The sequence below is a fragment of the Sphingomonas tagetis genome (assembly GCF_024211275.1).
GTDB lineage: Bacteria > Pseudomonadota > Alphaproteobacteria > Sphingomonadales > Sphingomonadaceae > Sphingomonas > Sphingomonas tagetis.
This window is the reverse complement of the sequence record NZ_JAMLDX010000003.1, coordinates 279,213-304,445: the sequence shown is the minus strand read 5'-3', so window position 1 is coordinate 304,445 and position 25,233 is coordinate 279,213. Positions and strand designations below refer to the sequence as shown.

Annotated in this window: 23 protein-coding genes; 5 read left to right on the top strand and 18 right to left on the bottom strand. The window is 67.5% G+C overall.

All coding sequences use genetic code 11. The annotated features are described in order from the left end of the window. Window positions 1–38: 38 nt before the first annotated feature. Window positions 39–746, bottom strand: coding sequence for a GntR family transcriptional regulator (locus M9978_RS06005; protein ID WP_254292091.1), 708 nt, complete (start codon window positions 744–746; stop codon window positions 39–41). A 118-nt stretch (window positions 747–864) separates the two neighbouring features. On the opposite strand from M9978_RS06005, the gene M9978_RS06000 reads away from it, so the two are divergent. Both M9978_RS06000 and M9978_RS05995 read left to right on the top strand, forming a co-directional pair. After that, a complete protein-coding gene (locus tag M9978_RS06000; protein ID WP_254292090.1) occupies window positions 865–1,767 on the top strand; it encodes a dihydrodipicolinate synthase family protein in 903 nt (300 codons plus the stop codon). Between the two features lie 25 nt (window positions 1,768–1,792). Further along, a complete protein-coding gene (locus M9978_RS05995; protein ID WP_254292089.1) occupies window positions 1,793–2,548 on the top strand; it encodes a pyrroline-5-carboxylate reductase in 756 nt (251 codons plus the stop codon). On the opposite strand, the gene M9978_RS05990 is transcribed toward M9978_RS05995, so the two are convergent. Genes M9978_RS05990 through M9978_RS05980 form a run of 3 tightly spaced genes read right to left on the bottom strand, consistent with a single transcriptional unit; the run spans window position 2,545 to window position 5,809 of the window. Beyond that, entirely contained in the window at window positions 2,545–4,113 is a 1,569-nt protein-coding gene (locus M9978_RS05990) for an ABC transporter substrate-binding protein (protein ID WP_254292088.1), read from the bottom strand. The genes M9978_RS05995 and M9978_RS05990 overlap by 4 nt on opposite strands. A 2-nt stretch (window positions 4,114–4,115) precedes the next feature. Continuing rightward, window positions 4,116–4,469, bottom strand: a complete 354-nt coding sequence (locus M9978_RS05985) for a RidA family protein (RefSeq protein ID WP_254292087.1) — start codon at window positions 4,467–4,469, stop codon at window positions 4,116–4,118. Between the two features lie 23 nt (window positions 4,470–4,492). Then, window positions 4,493–5,809 carry a CitMHS family transporter gene (locus M9978_RS05980; RefSeq protein WP_254292086.1) on the bottom strand — a complete coding sequence of 439 codons (1,317 nt, stop codon included), beginning with the start codon at window positions 5,807–5,809 and terminating at the stop codon, window positions 4,493–4,495. Between the two features lie 95 nt (window positions 5,810–5,904). Here M9978_RS05980 and M9978_RS05975 point away from each other — a divergent pair, with 95 nt between their 5' ends. Then, window positions 5,905–6,810 (top strand): Rossmann-fold NAD(P)-binding domain-containing protein, encoded by a 906-nt coding sequence (locus tag M9978_RS05975; RefSeq protein WP_254292085.1) that lies wholly within the window; start codon window positions 5,905–5,907, stop codon window positions 6,808–6,810. Here M9978_RS05975 and M9978_RS05970 read toward each other — a convergent pair. Genes M9978_RS05970 through M9978_RS05950 form a run of 5 tightly spaced genes read right to left on the bottom strand, consistent with a single transcriptional unit; the run spans window position 6,807 to window position 11,028 of the window. Next, window positions 6,807–7,103, bottom strand: a complete 297-nt coding sequence (locus M9978_RS05970; protein WP_254292084.1) for a putative quinol monooxygenase — start codon at window positions 7,101–7,103, stop codon at window positions 6,807–6,809. The two genes, M9978_RS05975 and M9978_RS05970, sit on opposite strands and share 4 nt — an antisense overlap. Window positions 7,104–7,105: 2 nt before the next feature. Continuing rightward, the gene (locus M9978_RS05965; protein WP_254292083.1) at window positions 7,106–7,534 is read right to left on the bottom strand and encodes a cupin domain-containing protein; all 429 of its coding nucleotides are present in this window, start codon (window positions 7,532–7,534) and stop codon (window positions 7,106–7,108) included. After that, entirely contained in the window at window positions 7,506–8,870 is a 1,365-nt protein-coding gene (locus M9978_RS05960) for an NAD-dependent succinate-semialdehyde dehydrogenase (RefSeq protein ID WP_254292082.1), read from the bottom strand. The genes M9978_RS05965 and M9978_RS05960 overlap by 29 nt, the downstream gene beginning before the upstream one ends. After that, on the bottom strand, window positions 8,867–9,910 hold the full coding sequence (locus tag M9978_RS05955) for an isocitrate/isopropylmalate dehydrogenase family protein (protein ID WP_254292081.1): 1,044 nt from the start codon (window positions 9,908–9,910) through the stop codon (window positions 8,867–8,869). The genes M9978_RS05960 and M9978_RS05955 overlap by 4 nt, the downstream gene beginning before the upstream one ends. 20 nt (window positions 9,911–9,930) lie before the next feature. Continuing rightward, window positions 9,931–11,028: a PepSY-associated TM helix domain-containing protein gene (locus M9978_RS05950; RefSeq protein ID WP_302053832.1), complete on the bottom strand. Its 1,098-nt coding sequence runs from the start codon at window positions 11,026–11,028 to the stop codon at window positions 9,931–9,933. Between the two features lie 180 nt (window positions 11,029–11,208). On the opposite strand from M9978_RS05950, the gene M9978_RS05945 reads away from it, so the two are divergent. Next, window positions 11,209–12,630 (top strand): serine hydrolase domain-containing protein, encoded by a 1,422-nt coding sequence (locus M9978_RS05945; protein WP_254292079.1) that lies wholly within the window; start codon window positions 11,209–11,211, stop codon window positions 12,628–12,630. Here M9978_RS05945 and M9978_RS05940 read toward each other — a convergent pair. The 9 genes from M9978_RS05940 to M9978_RS05900 form a co-directional block, all read right to left on the bottom strand. After that, a complete protein-coding gene (locus M9978_RS05940; RefSeq protein WP_254292078.1) occupies window positions 12,584–13,669 on the bottom strand; it encodes a proline racemase family protein in 1,086 nt (361 codons plus the stop codon). The two genes, M9978_RS05945 and M9978_RS05940, sit on opposite strands and share 47 nt — an antisense overlap. Window positions 13,670–13,677: 8 nt before the next feature. After that, window positions 13,678–14,622, bottom strand: a complete 945-nt coding sequence (lhpI, locus tag M9978_RS05935) for a bifunctional Delta(1)-pyrroline-2-carboxylate/Delta(1)-piperideine-2-carboxylate reductase (RefSeq protein ID WP_254292077.1) — start codon at window positions 14,620–14,622, stop codon at window positions 13,678–13,680. Then, window positions 14,619–15,428, bottom strand: coding sequence for a pyrroline-5-carboxylate reductase (gene proC, locus M9978_RS05930; protein ID WP_254292076.1), 810 nt, complete (start codon window positions 15,426–15,428; stop codon window positions 14,619–14,621). Before proC ends, lhpI begins: the two co-directional genes overlap by 4 nt. A gap of 59 nt (window positions 15,429–15,487) precedes the next feature. Next, window positions 15,488–16,414 (bottom strand): GntR family transcriptional regulator, encoded by a 927-nt coding sequence (locus tag M9978_RS05925; RefSeq protein ID WP_254292075.1) that lies wholly within the window; start codon window positions 16,412–16,414, stop codon window positions 15,488–15,490. Between the two features lie 165 nt (window positions 16,415–16,579). Next, window positions 16,580–18,754: a TonB-dependent siderophore receptor gene (locus M9978_RS05920; RefSeq protein WP_254292074.1), complete on the bottom strand. Its 2,175-nt coding sequence runs from the start codon at window positions 18,752–18,754 to the stop codon at window positions 16,580–16,582. 143 nt (window positions 18,755–18,897) lie between these two features. Continuing rightward, window positions 18,898–20,514, bottom strand: a complete 1,617-nt coding sequence (locus M9978_RS05915; RefSeq protein WP_254292073.1) for a dipeptide ABC transporter ATP-binding protein — start codon at window positions 20,512–20,514, stop codon at window positions 18,898–18,900. Next, window positions 20,511–21,314, bottom strand: coding sequence for an ABC transporter permease (locus tag M9978_RS05910; protein WP_254292070.1), 804 nt, complete (start codon window positions 21,312–21,314; stop codon window positions 20,511–20,513). The genes M9978_RS05915 and M9978_RS05910 overlap by 4 nt, the downstream gene beginning before the upstream one ends. Further along, window positions 21,311–22,255 (bottom strand): ABC transporter permease, encoded by a 945-nt coding sequence (locus tag M9978_RS05905; RefSeq protein ID WP_254292069.1) that lies wholly within the window; start codon window positions 22,253–22,255, stop codon window positions 21,311–21,313. Before M9978_RS05905 ends, M9978_RS05910 begins: the two co-directional genes overlap by 4 nt. 30 nt (window positions 22,256–22,285) lie before the next feature. Further along, entirely contained in the window at window positions 22,286–23,437 is a 1,152-nt protein-coding gene (locus tag M9978_RS05900) for a C45 family autoproteolytic acyltransferase/hydrolase (protein ID WP_254292067.1), read from the bottom strand. A gap of 123 nt (window positions 23,438–23,560) precedes the next feature. On the opposite strand from M9978_RS05900, the gene M9978_RS05895 reads away from it, so the two are divergent. Next, window positions 23,561–25,228 carry a tannase/feruloyl esterase family alpha/beta hydrolase gene (locus M9978_RS05895; protein WP_254292065.1) on the top strand — a complete coding sequence of 556 codons (1,668 nt, stop codon included), beginning with the start codon at window positions 23,561–23,563 and terminating at the stop codon, window positions 25,226–25,228. Window positions 25,229–25,233: the final 5 nt, after the last annotated feature.

Genomic DNA, 25,233 nt, shown 5'->3' with positions numbered 1-25,233 from the left:
CTCGCTAGCGCACGAAGTATATTGGATACAATTGAACGTCAATCGGCGACGGGCTGGTCGCTCCGGTCAGCCCGATGGCGCCGCAACCCAGCCACCAGTGCACGTCCCGCGCTCAACACATGCTCGCGCAGAAACGCCACGGCACGGTCGGCCTCCCGAAGCGCGCAGAGCCGCAGCAGCTCGCGATGCTCCTGCTGCGCGGTGTCGAGCCCGTTGGTGATCACGAGATGGACCCGGATGTAACGCTCGGTCTGGAGATTGATGCCTTGCAGGATCGCCAGCGTCTGGGCGCGCTGCGCAGGCAGATACAGGCGGCGGTGGAACGCCCAGTTGAGCCGGCCCCACGCCGCCATATCCTGCTGCTCATATGAGGTTTCGAGATCGACCAGCAGCGCGCGGGCGGCCTCGATATCCTGGTCGGTCATGCGCAGGATCGCGCGGCCGAGCAGTTCACCTTCGAGCAGCGCACGCAGCTCGAACAGCTCCTCCACCTCTTCGGTCGGCACCGTGGTAACGATCGCGCCCTTGTGCGTGCGCATCGCCACCAGTCCCATCGCCTCGAGCTGGCGCAGCGCCTCACGCACCGGCATGCGGCTGACGCCGTAGTCGTCGGCGATCGCGTCCTGCACCAGCGCGTCGCCCTCCTGAAACTCGCCGCTCAGGATGCGCTCGCGAAGCGAATCGCACAGGCTTTCGGGAATGCTCTGCCGCTGAATGCGGTGGCTGCGGGACTGGGCCGTGCGCATGGGCTCCTTTCAACAAAATCCATTCCGCTTTTGCCGCATCGGCGATGCCGCAGCAATGGTTATCGACATACCTCCATCATATATGTATATTGGATACAGTTGAACAGGAGCGACAGCTATGACGAAGTGGGCAGGCGTGTTTCCGGCGGTGACGACCAAGATGACCGAATCGGGCGCGGTGGATATCGACGCGACCCAGCGCAGCATCGAGCGACTGGTGGCCAATGGCGTCTCAGGTGTGATCGTGCTGCCGATGCTGGGCGAGAACGCATCGCTGAGCATGGCCGAGCGCGAATCGGTGATTCGAGGCGCGGTCGAAGTGGTCGGCGGCCGCGTGCCGGTGCTGTCGGGCCTTGCCGAAGTGACGCTCGAGGCCGCCCAAGCTAACGCCGCGCGCTATCAAGGCTTCGGCGCCGAGGGGCTGATGGTGTTCCCCAGCATCGCCTACAAGAGCGACCCGCGCGAGACGGCGGAATGGTATCGCCGCGTCGCGCAGGCCTCGCCGCTGCCGATCATGATCTACAACAACCCGATCGCCTATGGTGTCGACGTCACGCCCGAAGTGCTGGCGATGCTCAGTGACGTCGAGGAAATCGTCTGCGTCAAGGAAGAGAGCGGCGACATCCGCCGCGTGACCGACATCGCCGTCGCTGTAGGCGACCGCTACAGCGTGTTCTGCGGCGTCGACGACGTGATCGTCGAAAGCATGGCGCTCGGCGTCACCGGCTGGGTGTCGGGCATGACCAATGTCTGGCCCGCCGAATGCGTCGAGATCTTCAACCTGTGCAAGGAGGAGAAGTTCGCCAAGGCGCGCGAGCTTTACCGCATCCTCACGCCGGCTCTTCACCTCGATACGCACGTCAAGCTGGTGCAATATATCAAGCTCGCCGAGAATCTGGTCTATGGCGCGCCGGAATGGCCACGCGCGCCGCGCTTGCCACTGATCGGTACCGAGCGCGACTTCGTGGTCGAGACGGTGCGGGGCGCGATCCGCGGCCTCGAACATTATCGCGCGGCGTGACGGCAAGAACGGGAAGGATCGGGCAATGAGGATCGGGTTTGTCGGCACGGGGACGATCACGGCTGCGATCGTCGACGGGCTCCGCACGGCGGGCAATGACACGCCGATCCTTCTTTCCCCGCGCAGCGCGGATATCGGGGCGGCGCTTGCCGCGCGCCACGCCGATGTGCGCGTCGCCGACAGCAACCAGGCTGTTCTCGACGGCAGCGATCTGGTCGTGCTGGCCGTTCGCCCGCAAGTCGCGGACGAAGTGCTGCCCGCGCTGCGCTTCCGGCCCGACCATCATGTCTTGAGCGTGATCGCGACGGTGAGCCTCGACCATCTGCGCGGCATCGTCGCGCCGGCGACGCGTATCACGCGCGCGGTGCCGCTTCCCGCCGTCGCGCTGCGCCAGGGGCCGACCGCCATCTATCCCCCCAACGCCGAGGTGCAGGCGCTGTTCGACCAGCTCGGCACGGCCGTAGTGCTGGCGGACGAAGCCGCGTTCGACATCTTCACCGCCGCGACCGCGACGATGGCGAGCTATTTCGCCTTCGCCGCGACGGTTACCGTCTGGATGACGCAACGCGGTGTGCAGGCCGAACAGGCCCGCACATTCGTCGGCCAGATGCTCGGCGGGCTCGCCGTCACCGGCCCCGGCGTCGATTTCGACCAGCTCGCCGACGAGCATCAGACGCGCGGCGGGCTCAACGAGCAGGTCGTGCGTGCGGTCACCAGCGATGGCCGCTTCACGCAGCTTGACGCCGCACTCGACGGGATACTGGCGCGGCTGCGCGGCTAGCTTCCCGCCAGTTTCACGTTCCACAGCCGCTGCGACTGCGCCGGCCAGGCGCGAAAGCCGGTCACACCCTGGCGCAGCGCGGTCACCCGCTGGCTGTTGTACAGGATCACCGCCGGCGCTTCGGTGCGGAAGGCGCGGTCCATCTTGTCGAAGATCGCCTGACGCTCGTCGGGCGTAGGCGCCGCGACCGACTGGCTCATCAGGCTGCGCGCCGTCGGCGTGTCCCATACTTTGCGCGGATCGGTCTGCTGATCGCCGAGAAAGGCGTTGAACATCAGCGACGGATCGAGCCGCGCCGAATAGCCGAACACCATCGCCTGATAGTCGCCACTGGAATAGCGCGCGAGCTGGCTGCTCCAGTCGAGTACCTCGACGCGCAGGTTGATCCCGGCCTCGCGCCCCATCGCCTGCGCGATGATGGCGACATCGTACATCTCGGGCGGCTGGCGGCCCGTGATCAGCTGGATCGGCTCGCCCTTATAGCCAGCCGCCCGCGCAAGCGCGCGCGCGGCGGCGAGGTCGCGCTTGATCCGCTCGCGTTCGACTGTTTTGAAGAAGGGGCTGGCGGCGGGGATCGGCGAGCTGTTGGCGATGCCAGTGCCGCGCGTCGCAACCTTGGTCAGCGCCGCCACATCGAGGCTGAGCGCGATTGCCCGCCGCAGCCGCGCGTCGCGCAGCACGGGATCGTGCGTGCGGAACAGCATCGCGAACAAGTCCATGCCCGGCGCCGAGGAGAAGCTGACGCCCGGTGCGCGCTCGACCGCGCCCATCTCGTTGGGCGGCAGGCCGTCGAGTATGTCGAGGCTGCCGCGCAGCAGCGCCGCGCTGGCCGACGAACTGTCGGGGATCACGTCGAAGCGCACGCGATCGACCAGCGCCTGCTTGCCGCCGCCATTGCCGTCGGGCGTGCCGGGCAGCGAGGCGTAGCCCGGGAAACGGCGCAGCTCGACATATTCATTGTGCCGCCACTCGCTCCACTGGAACGGGCCGGTGCCGATCGGATGGCGCCAGCTGCCGTCGGCACCCACCGAATCACGATGATAGATGCCGGTGCCGCCGCAATCGGCGCGCGCCAGCGTCTGGAGGAGCAGCGGCGCGGGACGGTCGAGCACCAGCTCGACCGTGCGCGGATCGAGCGCGCGCACCTCGAGTAACGCCGCAATGCCCTTCGGCCCGAGATCGGAACCGCAGCGCCAATGCGTGGCGGGCGTGAGATAGCGCTTGAACGACCATACGACATCGTCGGCGGTCAGCGGCGCGCCATTGTGGAAACGCACGCCCTGACGCAGCGCGAAGCGATAGCGTTTGCCGTCGGGCGAAACCGTCCAGCTTTGCGCCAGCATCGGCCCGGCCGAGCCGTCCTCGCGCGAGGCGACCAGTCCTTCGACCACATGCAGCAGCACCGCATCGGTGTTGAGATCGCGCCGCGTTCCCGGATCGGACGAGACGATGTCGGCATTGATCCGCGCGTGCAGGATCGAGCCGCCATCCTCGCGGCGCGCCTCTGGGGCGCAACTCGCGAGCAGCGCGGTCGCGGCGAACAGCGTGGCTCGGATCGATCGCATGCTCAAAGTGCGGCGATCACGCCGATCTCGACGGCGAACCGCGGATCGGTGAGCTTTGCCTCGATCGTGGTGCGCGCGGGCATCTCGCCCGGCGCGACCCAGGCGTCCCACGCGCGGTTCATCGCCGCGAAGTCGCTCATGTCGGCGAGATAGATCGAGGCGCTGAGGATGCGGCTCTTGTCGGTGCCGGCGTCGGCGAGCAGCCGATCGATGCGGCCAAGGATTTCCTCGGCCTGCCCCTGTGCATCGGCATCGGGGTTCGCTTCGGCGCACTGGCCGGCGGTGAACAACAGCCCGCCATGCGCCACGGCCTGGTGCATGCGAACGGTCGGTTGCCAGCGGCGAATCTCGGTCATGTCTTTCCCTTCCAGATATCGTGTCATGCAGCGAACGGAAACGCCCCGACCAGCAGCGCCGCGGCCATGAAGACCCCGCATGATGCCAGCGCCCATTTCCAGACGAACCGCTGCAGTTCGCCGAACTCGACGCCCGTCTGGCCGACGAGCAGATAGGTCGAGGCGACGAGCGGACTGAGCAGGTGAATCTGCTGTCCGACCAGCGACGCACGCGCGAGATCGGCGGCGTCGATGCCGTAGAGCGCAGCGGTCTTCGCGATGATCGGCAGCATCCCGAAATAAAAGGCGTCGTTCGAGATGAACACGGTGAACGGGATGCTGATCAGCGCGGTCACCGGCGCCAGATACGGCCCGAGCTCGGGCGGGATGACGTACATCACGGTCCCGGCCATCGCGTCGACCATCTTGGTGCCCGACAGGATGCCGGTGAAGATACCCGCAGCGAAGACGAGACTGGCCGTCGCCATTGCATTGGCGGCATGCGCGGCGATCCGCGCACGCTGCTCGGCGAGATTGGGGTAGTTGAGCATCGCCGCGGCGGCGAAGGCGATCATGAACAGCGGCACCAGCGGCACCAGACCCGAGATCAGCAGGCCGAGCAGCGTCAACGTCAGCAGCAGATTGGGGACGAACAGGCGCGGCCGCTTGATCGACAGGTCGCCGCCGACTTCCTCCAGCAGTACGTCCTGCTCGATCTTCGCAACCGGCTCCTGCGGGTTGGCGGCGAGACGGACGCGCTCACGCAGCCCCATCCGCCAAGCGACGAACAGCGTCCAAGCGCCCGACGCGGCGATCGCCGGCAGCAATCGCACGAACACATCACCGGGATCGACATGCAGCGCGGTGGCCGCGCGCGCGGTCGGTCCACCCCAGGGCGAGAGGTTCATCACCGCACAGGACATGATCAGCAGACAGGCGAGCACGCGCCGGTCCATGTCGATATGCTTGTAAAGCGGCAGCAGCGCCGCGATGCAGATCATGTAGGTTGTCGTGCCATCGCCATCGAGGCCGACAACCAGCGCCAGCACGACCGTGCCGATCGCGATCCGCACCGGATCGCCATGCACCGTCCGCACGATCACGCGAACCAGCGGATCGAACAGCCCCGCGTCCATCATCAGGCTGAAATAGAGGATCGCGAAGAGCAGCATCACGCCGGTCGGCGCGAGGTTGCGCACGCCCTCGATCATCATGTCGCCCAGCCCGGCATGAAAGCCGGCGGCAAGCGCGAAAACCGTGGGCACGACCATCAGCGCGATCAGCGCCGACAGCCGCTTGGTCATGACGAGCGCGAGGAAGGTCGCCACCATCGCGAACGCCAGCAGGGCCAAGCCGTCCATCCATCCTCCCGGCGCCGCGAACCGCGGCCAGTCATCGCGCTTGATTGTATCTTCACTTCTCAATAATACAATAACGGAAAGATGAAAGGGAAATCATGCGCACCGTCGAACTGGAGCAGATCATGGCCGCGCTCGACCCGGAGCGCGTGATGGCGGCGCTCGCAGCAGGGTTTCGCGCCTTCGCCGCGGGCGAGTGCCAGGTCGCCGCTGTCGGGCATCTCGGCTTTCCGGGCGATGCCGATTGCCACATCAAGTCGGCGCATCTCGACGGTGACGATGTCTTTGCGGTCAAGATCAGCAACAGCTTCTACGGCAACCCCGCCGGCGTGCCCAAGGAGGACGGGGTGATCGTGGTCGGCAGCGCGCGGACCGGCGCGATCCTCGCGGTGCTGCACGACCATGGTGAGCTGACCGGAATCCGCACCGCGATGGCCGGCGCGCTCGCCGCGCGGCTGATCGCGCCCGAGCGGCCGCGGACGCTGGGCGTGATCGGCAGCGGCGATCAGGCGCGCCGGCAGGTCGCCGCGATCCGCGCCGCACTGCCGTTCGAGCGGCTACTGGTTTGCGCACGTCGCCCCGAAGCCGCGGCGGCATTAGGCGGCGAGGCCGTCGGGATCGAACGGCTTTGTGCCGAAGCCGATCTGATCGTCACCGCCACAACGGCACGCGCGCCGTTGTTCCCCGCCGCGCTGGCCCGGCCCGGCATGCGGATCGTCGCGGTCGGCGCCGACGCGCCGGGCAAGCAGGAACTCGATCCCGAGCTCGTCGCCGCCGCGACGGTGATCGCCGATTCGCCCGGCCAGTGCATCGACCATGGCGAGGCAGGCTGGGCCGTGCGCGCCGGCTTGCTCGACCCTGCGCGGCTCATCCCGTTCGGACAAGCGCTCGCCGAACCGCCGAGTTTCGCGGCGGCCGAGACCGTGGTCGTCGACCTGACCGGCGTGGCCGTGCAGGATGTCGTGATCGCCAAGGCGGTGTGGGAGGCGCTGGCGCCGGCTTAGAACCCCGCCGCCGTGGCGATCCCATGCTCGACCTGCGGCGGGCCGGCGAAATACGGCCCGACCAGTTCGCGCCAGCGCGCGAAAGCGGGCGTCGCTCGAAACGCCTCATGCGCCGCGACGTCGCGCCACTCGATGATCAGCCAGTAACGCCCCTCCCGCTCATGCGAGCGCAGCAACCGCATGTCGGTGCACCCGTCCGCCGCGCGGAACAGCGCTACCGCCTCCGCCGCCCCGGCCTCGAACGCCTCGCCCGAACCCGGCGTCACATCGATGCACGCAATCTCGGTGGCCATGGTCAGCGCTCCTCGTCGATCCGCGTCGTGACCCCCGTCGCGACGATCGTCCGCGTGGCATCGATCGAGGCATAGGTCCAGAAGATCGACAGCGGCTGCTCGGCCGAAGGGTTGCGGAAGCAATGCGGCACCCCGGCGGGAATCCAGCTCGTATAGCCCGGCCGGACGGGATGATCTGCGCCGTCGATATGCGCGAAGCCCTCGCCCGACAGCACGATCACGCACTCCTCGCAATTATGCGTGTGGAGCGGCACCGCGGCGCCCGGCGCGATCGTGGTGATGCCAGTGAGCATCGCGCGCGACCCGCGCCCGGCGGTGACCAAGGGCGTGGTGACGATCCCGCCGCCGCGGTCCTTGACCGGCAGCCCCTCGGGCCGCAGCACGATCGGCGGCGCGGCGCCTTCAGGCAGCGATGCGGATGGTCTTGGCATTGGTGAACTCCTTGAGGCCGAGCTCGCCCAGCTCACGGCCGTAACCCGAATGCTTGATGCCGCCGAACGGCGCTCGCGGGTCGGACGCGACCATGGCGTTGACGAACACCGCGCCCGCATCGATCCGCCGCGCCAGCACGGCGCCACGCTGTGTGTCACCGGTCCATACCGATGCGCCGAGCCCGAAGGCGGTACGGTTGGCGAGTTCGATCGCCTGATCCGCATCCGCGGCGCGGACGATCGCCGCGGCGGGACCGAACGTCTCCTCGTCGAAGGCGGCCATGCCGGGCGCGACCCGGTCGAGGATCGTCGGGCGATAGAAAAAGCCCGGACCATCGGGCGCCGATCCGCCGGTGACCAGCCGCGCGCCCGAGGCGATGCTGCGCTGGACCTGATCATCGATCGCGGCACGCAGGTTGGCTCGCGCGAGCGGCCCCAGCGTGGTCGCGGGATCGGCCGGATCGCCAAGCTTCAGCCGCGCTGCGATCGCCGCCGCGAACGCCTCGACGAAGCGGTCGGCGACCGCATCCTCGACGATGAAGCGCTTGGCGTTGACGCAGCTCTGCCCGGCATTGGTGAAGCGCGCAGCGACCGCCATCGCCGCGGCACGCTCGATATCGGCGTCAGCCAGCACGACGAACGGGTCCGATCCGCCCAGTTCGAGCACCTGCTTCTTGAGCGCCGCCCCGGCCTGCGCCGCGACGATCATGCCGACTTGCGTGGAGCCGGTCAGCGTCACCGCGGCGATACGGTCATCCTCGATCACCCCGCGCACCGCGCCGGAGTCGACCAGCAGATTGCCGAACAGCCCGGCCGGCGCGCCCGCCGCCGCGACGATCCGCTCGATCGCCAGTGCGCATTGCGGCACGTTGGCGGCATGTTTGAGGATCGCGCCATTGCCCGCCGCCAGCGCCGGCGCGAGGAAGCGTAGCACCTGCCAGATCGGATAGTTCCACGGCATGATCGCCAGCACGACGCCGAGCGGCTCATGCGCGATCAGCGTGTCGGCCATGCCCGGCACCCGCATATCGGCGACCATCGCGGGCGCTGCATCGGCGTAGAAGTCGCAGTTGAGCGCGCATTTCTCGACCTCGGCCATCGCCTCGCCGATCGGTTTACCCATCTCCGCGGTCACGATCGCGGCGAGGCGATCGCGCTCGGCGCGGAGTTCCTTCGCGATCGCGCGAAGCAGCTCGACGCGGCGCTCGACCGGCACGTGACGCCACTCGCGCTGCGCCGCCGCGGCGCGCGCAAGCACGCCATCGATTTCCGCCGAATTCTGCTCGTCGAAGCGGGCGAAGGTCTCGCCCGTGGCAGGATTGGTCGAGCCGATCATGCGAGCCTGCCGATCACCGCATCGGCGAACGCATCGGTGCCGAGCGCCCCGCCGATATCGCGCGTGCGCGAAGCCGGGTCGTCCAGCGCGCTATCCACCGCCGCCTCGATCCGCTCACCGATCGCGGAAAGCCCGGCATCACCGTCACGCCGTCCCATCCAACTCAGCAGCATCGCCGCCGACAGGATCAGCGATGTCGGGTTGGCCACCCCCTGCCCGGCAATGTCGGGCGCCGAGCCGTGCTGCGCCTGCGCGACGCAGATGTCGTCACCGGCATTGATCGACCCGCCCAGTCCCAGGCTGCCGCTCAGTTCCGAGGCTTCATCCGACAGGATGTCGCCGAACATGTTGGTGGTGACGATCACGTCGAAACGCTCGGGGCTGCGGATCAACAGCGCCGCAGCGGCATCGATGATCACTTCGTCCAGCGTCACACCCGGAAACTCGGCGGCGACCGCCCTGACCTCACGCAGGAACAATCCGTCGCTGAGCTTGAGCACATTCGCCTTGTGCACCACGGTCAGTCTGCCGCTGCGCGCCGCCGCCAGCTCGCACGCCGCCCGCGCCACCCGGCGCGAAGCGGCACCGGTCACCTTGCGGATTGCGAAGGCGCTGTCGGGATCGGGCATGAACTCGCCCGAGCCCATGTACATGTTGCGGTCGGCGTAGAAGCCCTCGGTATTCTCGCGCACGATGATCAGGTCCATCGGCTTGCGCAGGATCGACAGGTCCGGCCGCGAGCGGCATGGGCGGATATTGGCGTAGAGATTGAACGTGGTGCGCAACTTCGCGGACGGATTGGGCTGTCCGGCCGGATAGGTATAGTGCGACACCGGCCCCAGGATCACGCCATCGGCTTCGGGCACCGCCGCCAGCACCGCCTCGGGCAGGGTCGATCCGGCAGCGGCGAGGCTGGCCTCGCCAATGTCCATCTCTATGAAGCTGAGCGCATCGCCCGCCGCCGCGCGCAGCACCGCGAGCGTCGCGCGAGTGATCTCGGGACCGATCCCGTCGCCGGGCAATACGAGGATGTTCTTCATCTGCATCTTTCCAAAAGCGTTCAGCGAGTTTGCGCGGCGGGAGTCGCGCCCCGCGCCGCCTGCGCCCGGCGGCGCCTGGCGGCACGCGACCACCATAACCACGGGCCGGTGAGGCCGAGCCCGGCGAGCAGCAGTCCCTCGATCAGCATCACCAGCCTGGTCGGCACGCCGCCCCACAGGCCGATATGGACGGTGTAGATCCAGTCGATGAACTCGGTCGCGCCCGATAGCTCGCCCGCGACATAGCGCCCCAGCTCGCGCCCGTCATAGGCGTTGTAATAGATCTGGCTGGTGCCGTCGGGCCGGACCGTGTGGGTGCCGTCGAGATAGACCGCGACGACTCGCTCGCCGCTCGAGAAACGCAACTGCTGCAAGGCAGCGCCGCCCTGCGCCGCCTGAGCCGACGCCACGAGCGTATCGACCGGCAGCATAGCGCGGCCTGTCTCCTCGGCGACCTTGGGCGTCGGCTTGCGCTCGACCGCGGTCACCGTTCCCAGCGCATCGCGGAACGGCTCCTTCCACACCAGCAGCGCGCCGGTGACCGCCGAGAGGATCAGCACCGCCGAAACGCCCGCGCCGACCGCGCGGTGCAAGGTCCGCCAGCGCGTGTCGGCGCTGCCGTCGAGCTTGACGCGGAACCCCTGGCTAAAACGCCCCTTGGCCGGCCACCAATGGACCAGCCCGGAAATCCCCAGGAACAGCAGGCACAGCCCTTCGATCCCGATCACGGTCTCGCCCATCGGCCCGAGGAACAGCTGCTCGTGCAGCACGAAAATCCATTCGGTCGGCCAGGCGGACAGTCCGCCGTCGCGCACGATCGTCCCCCGATACGGATCGACCGCCAAGAGGATCTGGTCGCCACCCTGCCTGGTCTTGAGCTTGAACAGCACCGCCTGATCGGGCGATTCCGGAAACTCGGCGCGCGATACGGTCGCCTCGGGGTGCCCGGCGCGGACGGTGTCGAGCATCGCCTGAGCGGACACGCGCTGCGGGCCGGGCGCGACGGTCAGTTCAGAATGAATCAGCGGCTCGATCTCGTCGCGGAATACCAGCGCTGCGCCGGTGAGACCCTGACTCAGCAGGAACACCGCCAGCACGCCACCGACCCAACGATGCAGCTTCAGCCATTGCGCCCTTGAAATACCCGCCTCCTCTGCCTGGCTTGTCGCCTCCGGTTAGACTCGTTTTGGATTTTTCGCAACAACAATACAAAATGATTGACGTCGGCGCTCCGCGATTTTAGGCCAGTGATGCGCCGCAGTTCCGGCGCCAGTCTCCCTGCTTTCCGGAACCCATCAGTGACTCAAGTGACCGCTTCGCCATGTTCGCCTCTCGCCGACGGCCTTACGCGTGCCGCGCCGTCGCAGCGCGGCATCGACGCGGGCGCGGTGCTGGCGTTGCTCGACGATATCGAACAGGCGGGGCTTGAGCTGCACACCTTCATGCTGTGGCGAGACGGCGTGGTGGCCGAAGGATGGCGCTGGCCCTATTCGGCGACGCGCCCGCGCATGTCGCACAGCATGACCAAGAGCATCCTCGCCTGCGCGATCGGGATGCTGATCGAATCGGGGCAGCTTGCCCTGACCGACACGGTCGCGTCCTTCTTCCCCGAAGCCGGCGTCATGCCAGGCTCGCATGCGGGGCAGATGACGGTCGAGGACTTGCTGACGATGCGCTCGGGCCACGGCGCCGAAGTCTCGGGATCGGTGTGGCGGGGGATCAGCACGAGCTGGGTCGCCGAATTCTTCAAGATCCCGATCCCGCACCCGCCCGGCACGGTGCACGTCTATTCGAGCGCGGCGAGCTACATGCTCTCGGCGATCGTCACCCGCATCACCGGCGAGACCGCTGACGAGTATCTGCGCCCGCGGCTGTTCGAGCCGCTTGGGATGCGCGACGTGCGCTGGGACATCGGCCCCGACGGCATCAACCCCGGCGGTAACGGCATCACCTTCACTACCGCCGACGGGCTCAAGCTCGGCATCCTCCACGCACAGCACGGCATATGGAACGGCCAGCGCCTTCTTCCCCAATGGTGGGTCGAGGCAGCAACGCGCGTGCACACCGCCGACTATGGCTATCACTGGGTGATCGGCGATACGTACTACTGCGCGCTCGGTCAGTTCGTGCAGGCGGTGATCGTCTATCCCGAGCATGGTGCGGTGCTCGCGATCAATGCGGCGATGGACGAGAGCAAGGTCGTGCTGCCGCACCTCAAGCGCCATTTGCCCGACGCCTTCACGCGCGGCGGCAGCCCGGACGACGACCGCAAGCTGGCCGAGCGGCTGGCCGGCTGGGCTGCCGTGCCGCGTATCGCATCGGAGGCGCCGGGCGACCCGGCAGCGCTGACCGGACATTGGAACGTCGAGACCAATGCGCTCGGCATCGAGGCGCTCGATCTCGCCTTTGCGGACGATGGCGAATTGCGGCTGACGATCGGCGATGGATCGATCGCGGCGCCGCGCGACGGCTGGCGCGAAATGCGAGCAACGTTGAGCGCGCCTGTGCTTCACCACGGCTATGCGCTGGCGAATGCACCGACCGTGGCCGGCTATCGCTGGACCGCCCAAGACGCGATCGAGTTGGTGCTGCACTTTGCCGAGACGACCTTCCGCGACACGCTGCGCATCCGTCGCGTTGGCACTGCGCTCGAACTCGACCGCGGAGTCAACATCAACAGCGCCGCACGCGCTTGGCCGACGCTGCGCGCGACGCGCTAGCCGGGCAGCGCGTCCACGACCCGGCGCGGCAGGTGAAGCCATGCGCGAAACGGTCGCCCGGCTCGGCGATCAGTTCCGAGCGCCCCGAATAGTAAGCCCGGCCTTCGACCCGCGCGCGCGATACCGGGCCGTGCGGCCCCGGCCGCACCGAGGCGAGTGTCCCGATGAAGCCCTCGCCCGACACGCCGCGAATCTCGCAGCTTTGCCCCGGCGTCATCGTACCGCGCGCAGCAGCGAGCGCGATCCGCGCGGTGACGCCGCTCCCGGTCGGCGAGCGGTCGATCTGCCCTTCGGCGAAGATACACAAATTGCTGCTCGCCGCCCCGCCATGCGCGCCCAGATCGACATCGTCGGTCAGGATCGTGCCGTAGAGGAAACCAAGGTCGGGCTCGCTCGGATGCGTGATCGCAACTGCGGCGCGCGCCGCGTCGGTGACCTCAACCCCGGCCGCGACCAGATCGGCGAGCGGCGATTCAAGCAGCGACAGCCCGATCCGCGAGGCGGGCAGGATCGCGTAGAAGGCACCGCCGAACGCGATATCCAGCCGCACGCTGCCGTGATGCGGCGTGGCCACATCGACATCGATCGCATGGGCAAAGGATTCGACGCTCTCAAACGCGACGCGCGGCGCCCCGGCCCCATCCTGCTCGACCTCGACGCGGATCACCCCGCACGGCGCCTCGAGGTTGAACGACGCGCGCCCGTCGTGCAGCGCGACCCGGCCGCTATCGACCGCCCAGCGCCCGATCGCGATCGTCGCATGGCCGCACATCGTGCTGTAGCCGTCCTGATGGGTGAACAGCGCGGCGAGATCGGCGTCCGGCGCACACGGCGCGGTCGGGATCACACCGTACATGCCGTCATGCCCGCGCGGTTCGAGCATCAGCATCGTGCGCAACGCGTCGTGGTGCGTCAGCGCGTCGCGCCGCTTCTCGAGGATCGTCGCGCCACGCAGCTCGGGATAGCCGCGCTCCACGATCCGCACGGGCTCGCCCGCCGTGTGCATGTCGGTGACGGCGATGATAACGGGCTGGCCCATGATATTCCTCAGGTCATGGCGCGGTAGATCAGCGCCGCCGCCGCAAGATCGGCGAGCGCGGTACCCACCGCCTTGAAGATGGTGCGCTCGCCGAGCGTGACGCGCCCCGCCACGCGCCCGGTGCACAGGTCGGCAAGTGTGCCGGCGAGGCGGGTGGCGGCGAATACGCCCGATGCGATCGGGCCGAGCAGGTCCCCGGATTCATCGAGCGCTTCACGCGCGTCGACGAACACCCGAGCCTCGGCGAAGCAGGCATCGTCCGCCTCGCGCATGCCGGGCGTAAAGCTGCCGATCAGGTCCAGATGTGCGCCCGGCCTCAGCCACTCGCCGCGGATCAGCGGCGTGGTCGACAGCGTGGCGCAGGTGACGATGTCGGCCTCGCCCGCCGCCCTCGCGAGATCGCCGGTCGCGGCTGCATCGAAGCCTTGTGCCGCCAGCTCAACCGCCAGCGCTTCCGCCTTAGCCGCCGTCGGGTTCCAGATTCGCACGCGTTCGATCGGCCGCACCGCCGCGAACGCCTCGGCCGCCAGGCTCGCCACGCGCCCCGCGCCAACGACGAGCAGCGTCCGCGCATCGGGCCGCGCGCAATGATCGGCGGCCAGCGCCGATGCTGCGATCGTTCGCCGCGCGGTGATCGCGTCGCCGTCGATCAGTGCGAGCGGCCGCCCCGTCGCCGCTTCGGCTAGCAGGTAACTCGCATGCACCCCCGGCAGTCCCAGCGCGCCATTGCCGGGATGGATCGTCGCGATCTTGACGCCGAGCAGACCGCCCTCCTGCCACGCCGGCATCAGCAACAGCGTCGCCGCCGGACCGCCCGGTGATTCGATCTCGTGATGGTGGCGCGGCGGTACGACCGCGCCTTCAGCAAAGGCAGACCGCAGCGCCGCAATCAACTCGGGAAAACCTAGCGCCGCCCGCGCCGTCTCGCCATCGATCACGCGCGGCAGGCTCATGCCGCCGCCAGCTCGCGCGCCCGCATCGCCGCCGCTGCGACGGTCTGCTCGACCAGCCCCATCAGCACGCCATCCGCCGTCAGTATCTCAAGTCCCGCCTGCGTCGTCCCGTTGGGCGAGGTCACGTCGCGGCGAAGCTGCTCCGCACTGGGTCCATCCGGCGCGAGCATCGCTCCCGCGCCGGCGACCGTCGCACGCGCCAACCGCTCGGCGACCTCCGCGGGCAAACCTGCCGCGATCCCCGCCGAGGTCAGGCAATCGGCGATGTAGAAGAGATAAGCCGGCCCCGATCCCGAAACGCCTGTGGCCGCGTCCATCAGCGCTTCGTCGTCGAGCCATTCGAAAGCCCCGGTGCTCGACAACAGCCGCTCGGCCAGCAGGCGCTGCCCAGCGGAACAGTCGGCCACCGCAACGGTCATCCCGCTCCCCACCGCGGCCGGCAAATTGGGCATGGCGCGCACGAAGCTCGGCACCTCCGGAAACAGCATGCGAAGATCGGCGATCGTCTTGCCCGCCATCACCGAGACGATGAGCGTATCCGGCGTCGCGATCGTGGCGATCTGGTCAGCGATCTCGGCGACACGCTGCGGTTTCACCGCGAGGACCACGGCCTGCCCCGCCCGCGCCGTCAGTGGCGGATTGACCCGGACCCCGCATTCCGCCGCCAGCCCGAGCAGCGCCTCGTCCGGACGCGGCGTCATCACATGGATCGCGCCCGGGCCGATCCCGCTCGCGATCCAGCCGCGCAGCATCGCCGAGCCCATCCGGCCGCCACCGAAAAGGATGATCGAAACCTCGAACGACACGGCTGAACCTCCTGCTGCTTGCGCAGGATATTGTCTTATTGAAATCAATAATACAAGTATTAGGTGACGGTCGGCGCGACGTCGCGGGCATAGACCAGATGCTCCTTGAGCAGCTGGCAGGCGCGCGCATTATCGCCAGCATCGAGAATATCGAGGATCTCGAGATGCTCGTCGATCGAATCGACCACACGCTCAACCCCGTTCACCCACTGGATGTTGAGGAACGAGCGCAGCCGGTTCTGGCGCTGGACCGAGTCGAGGATGTAGCGGTTGCCCGAGCAGCGCGCGAGCTGCTCGTGAAAGTCAGAGTTGATCTCGAAGAATTCCACCGCCAGCGTATCGCGCCATTTGCGCTTGCGGAACGCCAGATGCCGCGCGCGCGACCGTTCCATCCAGTCGCGGTCGAGCTCGAACGTGCTTTCGACCAGCCCGGCCGGTTCGATGAGCGCGCGGAACGCATAGCTTTCCTGCCGCGCACGGCCCGAATTGATCGGCAGCGCGAACGACCAGCCATTGCCCGGCTTGCGCTCGACCAGCCCGAGTTCCTGCAACTGGCGCATCACCCGCACGACCGTCGCGAGCTTGACGCCGAGGATGCGGACGATCTCCTGCTGGCTGCACTGGTCGGGCAGGCGCCCGGCGTTGCGCGCCTTGGCGATCTCGACGAACAGCCGGCGGTCGGCCTCTTCCTCCAGACTCACCGGCTCGCTGTCGGGCGCGCTGACCACCGGTTCGCGCAGCACATAGCCGCGATTGGCCCGCGCCTCGACCGCACCCTGCTCGGCCAGCAGGCGCAGCGCGCCGCGAACCGGCGTGCGCGACACGTCGAACATGCGGCACAGGTCGAGCTCGACCAGATGATAGCCCGGCCCCGCGCCCCGCTCCTTGAGCATGCGCAGGATCCGTGCGGCCAGATCGGCCTGAAGGCGGCTCGCGCGGAGGGAGCTGGACTCTTCGGTACGGCGGACCGCGGCGGCGACGTTCATGCGCAAACCATTCTCGATATGCCCCGGTCTCGAGGCGGTCGCTCCGAATATACTTTTGCGCCGAAGAATGCAAAGCGGCGCCACGGCCATGGACGAGCCGACATGAAAAAAGGCCGCGCACCCGGTGGATGCGCGGCGAGATACGTCACGGGAGAGGGCCCGGCGTCAGTATTTGAACGCAAGTGAAAGCTTCACGGAGGGCGGCGGCGCCATGCCGAGCGAGTTCCCGCCGACCGACGACCAGTATTTCTTGCCTCCGACATTCTGGCCGTTGATCCGCGCCACCACCTCGCGCTCGCCCATCACGAACGTGTAGGAGCCGCCGACGTCGAAGGTGGTGTAGGGATCGGCGAACGCCTGGTTGTTCGCGTTCACCGCCTGGCTGCCGGTATGATAGACGCCGCCGCTGATCTTCAATTGCGGGTCCAGCCACGACAGGCGGTACTCGCCCGACACCGACCAGCTGCTCTTCGGCGTGCCATCGACGCGGTTGCCGGCGATCACCGGCTGGTCGCGATACTTGGCGGACAGCACCATCGCCGCGACGTTCACCGCCAGATCGGGCACGACATAGCCGGTCAGGCTGAACTCGGCGCCTTCATAGATTTGCCGCCCGTCGGTGTAGTAATGCCCCAGCGTCTGCCCGGGCAGCGGCGGGCCGACATAGGCCGCGCCGCGGTCGATCTTGAAATAGGCCGCCTGGAACAGCAGGTTCGAGCGCGGCTGGATCTTGATGCCGGCTTCATACTGGCTGCTGATCGTCGGATCGAACACCGCGGTCGCATTGTCGGTGTTGGACGGGGCGGCGGGGGTTTCCTCGAGACCCTCGATATAGGTGCCGTAGATGCTGGCCCATTCGACCGGCTTGATGACCGCGCCCACCGAATAGGCCATCGGCTCGGCCGTATAGGGCGTCTTGGTGATCGTGTTGATCGACCCGTCATTCTTGTACCAGCTCTTGCGGATACCGCCGAGCACCTGGACGACGTCGTTGAAGCTCAACCGGTTGAACAGATAGATGCCCTTGTCGTCGATCTTCGACACCGGCGGCATCGCCGAATAGGGGATGCTGGGGTTCGGAATATACACCGGACGGACGAAATTCTGGGTGAACGACTGACGCACATTGGGCGACGAGGCGTTGGCGCGAAGCGTGCGCGAGGCGCCGATCAGCACTTCATTGGTGATGTTGCCAAAGCGGAACTTGCCGTTCACCTCCAGCGCATAGTTGGTGTTCTTGAACACCGCCTGCTGGCCCGAGAATTGAACGCGCCCGACGCCATAGGTCGCACTGGACGGATTGAGCGACGTCGTCTGCTGGGCCAGGTTGAGAAAGCCGAACTGCGGATTGTTGCGGAACCGCACCATCCGCGACTGGCCGTAATAGCCCGAAACGTCCCAGTCCGCGGCGATCTCGTACACGACCTTGCCGAGCAGGTTGAGTTCGTGCGTCTTGTTGTAATCCCAATCCGCGCCGCCGATGTTCGTTTTCGCTTCAAGCAGCTGGACGTCCGGAATGGGCATCGCCGTCCCGACCGCGGGCTGCGTCAGCACGAAGAAGGCCGGCTCGACGATGTGCTTCTGGAACCACTCGATATCGGCGGTGATGGTCAGGTTGTTGGTCGGCTTCAGGTCGAACGTGCCCGAGGCCATGTAGCGTGCGCCGTCGGCATAATCGATGCCCGAATCGAGATGCGCAGCGACCGCGTTCAGGCGATAGCCGAAGATCCCCATCGTGTCGCCAAGGTCGGCATGCTGGCCGATGCCGCTATTGGTGTCGCCGAACGTCGTCGTCGAGAACAGCAGTTCGCGGGTCGGGCGCTTCATCACCAGGTTGACGATACCGGCGGGCGAGGAGAAGCCGTAATAGAGCGCCGACGCGCCCTTGAGCACTTCGACGCGGTCCTTGTTCTCGAGCGGGAAGGCGGTTGCCGAGATGACGTTCAGCGAACCGTTGAGGCGGAAATTGGCGCGCGTGTCGGCGGTGATGCCGCGGATCGTGATGTTCTGATACGCAACCGTGCCCGTGCCGGTCGACGACACCCCCGGCGTGTTGCGCACGGCATCGATCAGCTCGATCGCCTGCTGCGATTGCAGCACGGCCGCGGGGATCACCGCGATCGTCAGCGGCACGTCGAGAATCTTGGCGTTGCGGAAGCTGCCCGACTGAACCGTATCGGTGCCGAATTCGTTGGCGCGCTCGCCGGTGACGACGATTTCGCCCGTGTCTTCTTCCTCCGCGGCGCCGCTCTGCGCCCAGGCAATGTTTGGAATGGCCAGCGCCAGTGCGAGCGCACTCGCCACCGACGCCTTCGAACGAACCAGATCACCGTTCTTCATGTCTCTTCCCCTTGCCCTTGCTGCCCCGATCTCGGTCGGTTTCCCTGTGCGGACAGCTGGTCGCGCCAGCTTTGTATTTCGACCGACGATAATAGATGATTGTTTTTTGTAAAGCTAAAAATACATCTTCTGTCAGGCTGGCGTCAGGCTTCGGCGAGCGCGCGTAGCGCGAGGCCCGGCGTGGCCGCGAGAAGCTCGCGCGTATAGCCGCTGCGCGGGTCGGCGAAGACCGCTTCGGTCGCGCCTTCCTCGACGATTCGCCCCTGATCGAGCACCACGACCCGATCCGCGATCTGCTCGACCACCGCGAGATCGTGGGTGATGAACAGGCAGGCGAAACCGCGCTCGGCCTGCAGCCGCTGCATCAGCGAGAGCACCTGCAGCTGGATGGTAAGGTCGAGCGCCGACACCGGCTCATCCGCGACGATCAGGTCGGGATCGCCGACGATCGCGCGGGCGATCGCGACTCGCTGGCGCTGGCCGCCCGACATCTGGTGCGGCAACCGGTCCCCGAACCCCGTCAGCCCGACATCGGCGAGGCTCGCCGCGACCCGGCGGCGGCGCTCGGCGCGGTCGATGCCGGGGACGTGGCGGAGCGTCGCGCCGACGATCTCACCGATCCGCATCCGCGGGTCGAGCGAGGAGAACGGGTCCTGAAAAACAAGCTGCGCCGCGCGGCGGAAGTCGGCCCGCTGGCCGCGCGACATCTGCCCGAGCGGCACGCCGCGGAAACGGATCTCGCCGCCGGCGAGCGGCTTCAAGCCCAGCGAGGCACGCCCGAGCGTGGTTTTGCCCGAGCCGCTGCCGCCGACTAGCGCGACGATCTCACCGGGGCGCACGGTCAATTCGACGCCGTCGATCACGCGCACCGGCGCGGCGGACCGCAACAGCCCGGACTTGCCGGCATATTCGACCACCGCGCCGTCGATCTCCAGCACCGGCGACGTATCCGCCACCGGCTGGCGGTCCTCGACTCGCTTGGGCATCGATCCGACCAGCTTGGCGGTGTAGGGATGCTTGGGGGCGGAGAGGACCTGGCGGGTATCGCCCTCCTCCACCAGCACACCCTTTTCCAGCACCAACGCGCGGTCGGTATATTGCGCGACCAGCCCGAGATCGTGGGTGATCAGCAGCAGCCCGGTGCCGAACTCGGCGGTGAGCTCGACCATCAGTTCGAGCACTTCGCGCTGGCTGAGCGTGTCGAGCGCCGTGGTCGGCTCGTCGGCAATCACCAGCTTGGGCGCGAGCAGCAGCACCGAGGCGAGCATGATCCGCTGCCGCATCCCGCCCGAAAATTCGTGCGGATAGCGGTCGAGCGCGGCTTCGGGGTCCTTGATGCGCACACGGCGGAGCATCGCGACGATCCGCTCGCGCATCTCGGCGTCGCCCAGCCTGCGGTGAAGCGCGAGCCCCTCTGCGAGCTGCCGCCCGATCTTGAGCGCCGGGTTGAGCGACGTCATCGGCTCCTGGAACACGAGGCCGATCCCCGCCCCGCGCACCGCGCGCAATTCTTCCTCGCTCGCGGTGGTCAGGTCGCGCCCGTCGAAGCGGATACGGCCCGCGACGATGCGCACGCCCGGCGACAGCAACCGCGGGATCGCGCGTGTCGCCATCGTCTTGCCGCTGCCGGATTCGCCCACGATGCCAAGCCGCTCGCCCGGACGCAACGTGAAGCTAAGCCCTTCGAGCAGCGCGCGCGGCTCGGGACCCTCGGTCTCGATGCGCAGACCATCGACCTCTAGCAGGAACGCCTCGCTCATCGCCCCGCCCTCGGATCGAACCGGTCGCGCAGCGCGTCGCCCAGCATATTGATGCCCAGCAATGTCGCGACGATGCACAGGCCCGGCGCGATGCTCAGATACGCCGCACCATGCATGTAGGGCCGCGCCGAAGACAGCATGTTGCCCCAGGTTGGCTCGGGCGGCGGCACACCGACGCCGAGGAAGCTAAGCGCGCTTTCCGACAGCACCACCCAGCCGAACATGCTCGTCGCCAGCACGATGATCGGCGGCGTCGCATTGGGCAGGACATGGCGCCACATCGTGTAGAGCGCGCCATCACCGGCGACGCGCGACGCCTCGACATATTCGCGCTCGCGGATCGACAGCACGGCCGAGCGCACGATGCGGATCGTCGAGGGCAGATAGGCGATGGCGAGCGCGATCACGATGCTGTGGCGGCTCGGCCCCAGCACCGCGATCATCGCGAGCGCGAGCAGGATACCGGGAAAGGCGAGGATCGCATCGCTCGCGGTCATCAGCAGCCGGTCGGTCCAGCCGCGCACGAATCCGCCGAGCACGCCGAGCGCCGTCCCCAGCGCGATCGCCAGCGCGACCGTCTGCAGCGCGATCAGCACGCTGATCCGCGCGCCCAGCATCGCGCGCGCGGCGACATCGCGCCCGAACTCATCGGTGCCGAGCCAGTGTGACAGCGACGGCCGCGCCAGCGTATGGTCGAGATCGATCGCGATCGGATCATATGGCAGCCACACGAAGCCGAGCAGGATCACCGCGATGAGCAATCCGGTCAGGCCATAGCCAAGGGCGACATTGACCCTCATTCCGCCGTCACCCGCGGATCGAACAGCGGATAGAGCAGGTCCACGGTGAGGTTGACGAGCACATAGATCACCGCGGTGAACAACAGGCACCCTTGGATCACCGGATAATCGCGCGACAGCACTGCATTGACCATCAGCCGGCCGAGGCCGGGCAAGGTGAACACCGTCTCGATCACCGCCACGCCGCCGAGCAAATGGCCGAGCGTCAGCCCGACCAAAGTCAGCGTCGGCGCGAAGGCGTTGGGAAAGACGTGGCGGCGCAGCACCACGCCCTCGCTCAGCCCCTTGGCGCGCGCATGCGTGACATAGTCGTAACCGAGCACGTCGATCGCGCTCGACCGCATCATCCGGGTCAGCACGCCGGTCTCCGAGATGGTCAGCGTGACGATCGGCAGCACGAGGAACACCAGCGCCGCCAGCCCGCCCTCGCCGACGGAGACATAGCCGACCACCGGCAACCAGTGCAGCTCGACCCCGAACACCAGCAGCAGGATCAGTCCCAGCCAGAAGCTCGGCACCGCCAGCACCAAGCTGGCGGCACCGCTGATCGTCCAGTCGAGCCGGCGGTTGCGGCGCCACGCCGCGAGCAGGCCGAGCGCGACCGCGATCAATGTCGCGAACGCGACCGAGGTCAGCACGACGGTCGCGGTCAGCGCAAAGCGCGAGAGGATCAGCGCGCCGACCGGCTGGCTCGTGACGATCGAGGTGCCGAGATCGCCGGCCGCGACATTGCCGAGCCACGCGACGAACTGCACCGGCAGCGGCTCGTCGAGTCCGAGCTCGCCGCGCAGCGCGGCGATCGCCGCGGCGTCGGCGCCCTCGCCCAGCATCACCTGCGCCGGATCGCCCGGGATCATCCGGACCAGCGCGAACACCGCCAGCGCGACGAGCAACAGCGTCGGCACCGCGAGCAGGAAGCGCCGCAGGATATAGCGGATCATCGGCGCGACGCCCGGATGCGAGCGCGAAGCCTAGCCATTGGCGGCTTGCGGTTCCGCCGCACGCGCTGACTCGTCCGCCAGCGTGTAGCGGACATAGCGGCCGCCCTCGGACGGCATCATCGCGATCTCCATCTCGCCGAGCGCGGGACGCATGATCAGCGAAGCCACGGTCGCGGTCCGTCCGGTCACATTCGACGCGCGCGGCGGCACACAGATCGACAGCGGCGCGCCGAGATCGTCGAGCAGCACGCGGCGGACATCCTCCACCCCGATCTTGGCGACATCCTGCAACAGCCGCCGCGCGCGCTGTTCGCGCCAGAAGCTGCACGGCGAATCAACGATGCCCGGCTCACGGAACTTGCCGAGCGCGATCGGGCTGAGCCAGTGATTGGTGTGGACGAGCAGGCCATCGACCGGTTCTACCACGAACGTCTCGTCGGGCGCACATTCGAGGTCGTGCACCACGCCGCTTTCCGCATGGCTGATCGCGAGATTGTTCGACGCCGACTTGGCCGGGACATAGGCCGCGGCGAAGGCGAGCGACGGGTTCGCTTCCTGCAGCACCTTGCGCCGCAGCAGCGCGAGCGGCACGCCAAGCTGCGTATAGTCGCGCTCGCACTCGAGGTAATTGCCGGTGATCGCGATCCCGGCCGCGTTGAAGCCGAAGCGCGCCAGCCCGCCCGCCTCGGTGAAGGTCAGGATGTCCGGCCCGTCGTCGTTGCGGATGCGCAGCACGACGCAAGTGTCGGCGCAGGTCGCCTTCCAGTCCCAGTTGTGCGCGTGGATCAGCCGGCCCTCGGCGGCGCGCTCGGGCTGGACGATGATCGTGCTGCACCCGTCCGCGCCGCGCTCCAGTTCCAGCGCCGCGCGCAGCTGCGGCAGCTTCGCCATCTTGAGCAGCTCGGTCCGCGCGTTCATCAGCAGCACATGGGCCAGCGGCACGTCCGCGCCCGCGGCGATCCCGCGCATCTCCTCGACATGACCGGCGTCGAAATTCTCGATGATCGGCAGATAGCCCTGCGCGAGCTCGGCCATCCCCGACTCGCTCAGCCCGGTCTGCGCCATCTGCTTGAGATAATGGCCGACGCCCGCGCGGATCTCGCCCTGCGCCGCGGCGCCATAGCGCTCGCCCCGCGCCCGCGGCGTTCCCCAAATCTCGATCACCCGGCACGGCTTTGTCATGCTTTCCCCTCTCCGATCGCTCAGCCGTAACATTGTTCTGATAAAGTTGAAAAGACAAAAATGCACTTTTGACGAACCGGCTCAATCTTGTATCGTACCGGCATCGTTCGGGAGGAATAAGCCATGCCGTTGCGGCGCAAGATCGGAATCGGGCTGGGGCTCACCTTGTGCGGTCTCGTTCCGCATCAGGCGCAGGCGCAGGACAGCTGCGCGGCACTGCGCGGACTCAAGCTGCCGAATGTCGAAATCCTCATCGCCACCCGCGTCTCGGGCGACTTCACCGAGGATTTCGTCACCGACCGCGATGTGCGCACCTATCGCGGGCTGCGGCCCTTTTGCCGCGTGCGCGGGATCAGCCGCCCGGTGCCCGGATCGGAGATCGGCTTCGAGCTGTGGCTGCCGCAAACCCGCTGGAACGGGCGGCTGCACATGGTCGGCAACGGCGCGTACATCTCGAACATCCAATACAGGCAGATGATCGCCCGGCTCGAGGATGGCGACGTCGCGGTGGCGACCGATACCGGCCATCAGGGATCGAGCCTCAAATTCGGCTGGCGCGCGCCTGAGAAGATCAAGGATTTCGGCCACCGCGCCGTCCACGAATCGGTCGTCGCGGCCAAGGCCGTCACCCGCGCCTTCTATGGCAAGCCGGCGCGCTTCTCCTATTTCAGCGGCTGCTCGACCGGCGGCTATCAGGGGCTGAGCGAGGCGCAGCGCTATCCGCAGGATTTCGACGGCATCATCGCCGGCGCACCGGGTAACAACCGCACCAACCTGACGCTCGCATTCCTGTGGAATTATCTCGCCAACCACCGGCCCGGCGACGATTCGCGGCAGATCCTGCACACCGCACAGCTCAAGCTGATCAACCGCGCGGTGACCCGCCAGTGCGACAAGCTCGACAAGGTCGCCGACGGCGTGATCAGCGATCCGCTCAAATGCCGCTTCAACCTCAAGACGCTCGCCTGCAAGCCCGGCATGGCGGCAGAAAGCTGCCTGACCGCGGAGCAGATCACCGCAGCGCAGAAAATCTATGACGGCCCTCGGGACGCCCGCACCAGCGCGCGGCTCTATCCCGGCTACCCGTTCGGTACCGAAGGCGTCGCCACCGGCCCTGGCGACAAGGTGATCGGCTGGGAGGGCTATTGGGCGCAGACCGAGCGCCAGAACGAACCGTCACGCGCGGACATGTTCCGCTATTGGGTGTTCGACGATACGAACTGGAACTGGTGGAAGTTCAACTGGGGCAGCGATGTCGACACGATGCAGGCCCGCCTCGCCGATGAGTTCAACGCTGTGAACCCGGACCTGTCCGCCTTCCACCGCGCCGGCGGGCGGATGCTGATGTTCATGGGCTGGCAGGACCCGGTCGGCTCGCCGATCGAGGCGATCAACTATTATGATTCGGTCGCCGCACTCTCGCCCGGGCGCACGCCGGCGCAACGGCACGCCGCGACTCAGCGCTTCCTGCGGCTCTACATGGTGCCGGGCATGGACCATTGCGCGGGCGGGCCGGGCGCGTCCGCCTTCAACACCGCGACGCGCGATTCGGCGCCGCCGGTCGATGACGCCCGGCACGACATGCTGCGCGCACTCGAAGCCTGGGTCGAGCAGGACCGCGCGCCGACCACGCTGATCGCGACTCGGTACGCACGTCAGGACGAAGCGCTACCGCCCGCCAAATGGCCGATCGACTATCAGCGGCCGATCTGCGTCTGGCCAGCCAAACCCGAATATGTCGGCGGACCAGTCAAGGCGGCATCGAGCTTCCGCTGCGTGACCCCGCGGTGACTGCA

Coding starts and splice junctions, on each gene's coding strand:
- M9978_RS05985 (WP_254292087.1), bottom strand. CDS start 4,469: ATGACCGAGATTCGCCGCTGGCAACCGACCGTTCGCATGCACCAGGCC.
- M9978_RS05895 (WP_254292065.1), top strand. CDS start 23,561: ATGCCGTTGCGGCGCAAGATCGGAATCGGGCTGGGGCTCACCTTGTGC.
- M9978_RS05940 (WP_254292078.1), bottom strand. CDS start 13,669: ATGGGCCAGCCCGTTATCATCGCCGTCACCGACATGCACACGGCGGGC.
- lhpI (WP_254292077.1), bottom strand. CDS start 14,622: ATGAGCCTGCCGCGCGTGATCGATGGCGAGACGGCGCGGGCGGCGCTA.
- M9978_RS05920 (WP_254292074.1), bottom strand. CDS start 18,754: ATGAAGAACGGTGATCTGGTTCGTTCGAAGGCGTCGGTGGCGAGTGCG.
- M9978_RS05905 (WP_254292069.1), bottom strand. CDS start 22,255: ATGATCCGCTATATCCTGCGGCGCTTCCTGCTCGCGGTGCCGACGCTG.
- M9978_RS05915 (WP_254292073.1), bottom strand. CDS start 20,514: ATGAGCGAGGCGTTCCTGCTAGAGGTCGATGGTCTGCGCATCGAGACC.
- M9978_RS05965 (WP_254292083.1), bottom strand. CDS start 7,534: ATGCCAAGACCATCCGCATCGCTGCCTGAAGGCGCCGCGCCGCCGATC.
- M9978_RS06005 (WP_254292091.1), bottom strand. CDS start 746: ATGCGCACGGCCCAGTCCCGCAGCCACCGCATTCAGCGGCAGAGCATT.
- M9978_RS05995 (WP_254292089.1), top strand. CDS start 1,793: ATGAGGATCGGGTTTGTCGGCACGGGGACGATCACGGCTGCGATCGTC.
- M9978_RS05990 (WP_254292088.1), bottom strand. CDS start 4,113: ATGCGATCGATCCGAGCCACGCTGTTCGCCGCGACCGCGCTGCTCGCG.
- M9978_RS05975 (WP_254292085.1), top strand. CDS start 5,905: ATGCGCACCGTCGAACTGGAGCAGATCATGGCCGCGCTCGACCCGGAG.
- M9978_RS05970 (WP_254292084.1), bottom strand. CDS start 7,103: ATGGCCACCGAGATTGCGTGCATCGATGTGACGCCGGGTTCGGGCGAG.
- M9978_RS05955 (WP_254292081.1), bottom strand. CDS start 9,910: ATGAAGAACATCCTCGTATTGCCCGGCGACGGGATCGGTCCCGAGATC.
- M9978_RS05910 (WP_254292070.1), bottom strand. CDS start 21,314: ATGAGGGTCAATGTCGCCCTTGGCTATGGCCTGACCGGATTGCTCATC.
- M9978_RS05980 (WP_254292086.1), bottom strand. CDS start 5,809: ATGGACGGCTTGGCCCTGCTGGCGTTCGCGATGGTGGCGACCTTCCTC.
- M9978_RS05900 (WP_254292067.1), bottom strand. CDS start 23,437: ATGACAAAGCCGTGCCGGGTGATCGAGATTTGGGGAACGCCGCGGGCG.
- M9978_RS05925 (WP_254292075.1), bottom strand. CDS start 16,414: ATGAACGTCGCCGCCGCGGTCCGCCGTACCGAAGAGTCCAGCTCCCTC.
- M9978_RS06000 (WP_254292090.1), top strand. CDS start 865: ATGACGAAGTGGGCAGGCGTGTTTCCGGCGGTGACGACCAAGATGACC.
- M9978_RS05960 (WP_254292082.1), bottom strand. CDS start 8,870: ATGATCGGCTCGACCAATCCTGCCACGGGCGAGACCTTCGCCCGCTTC.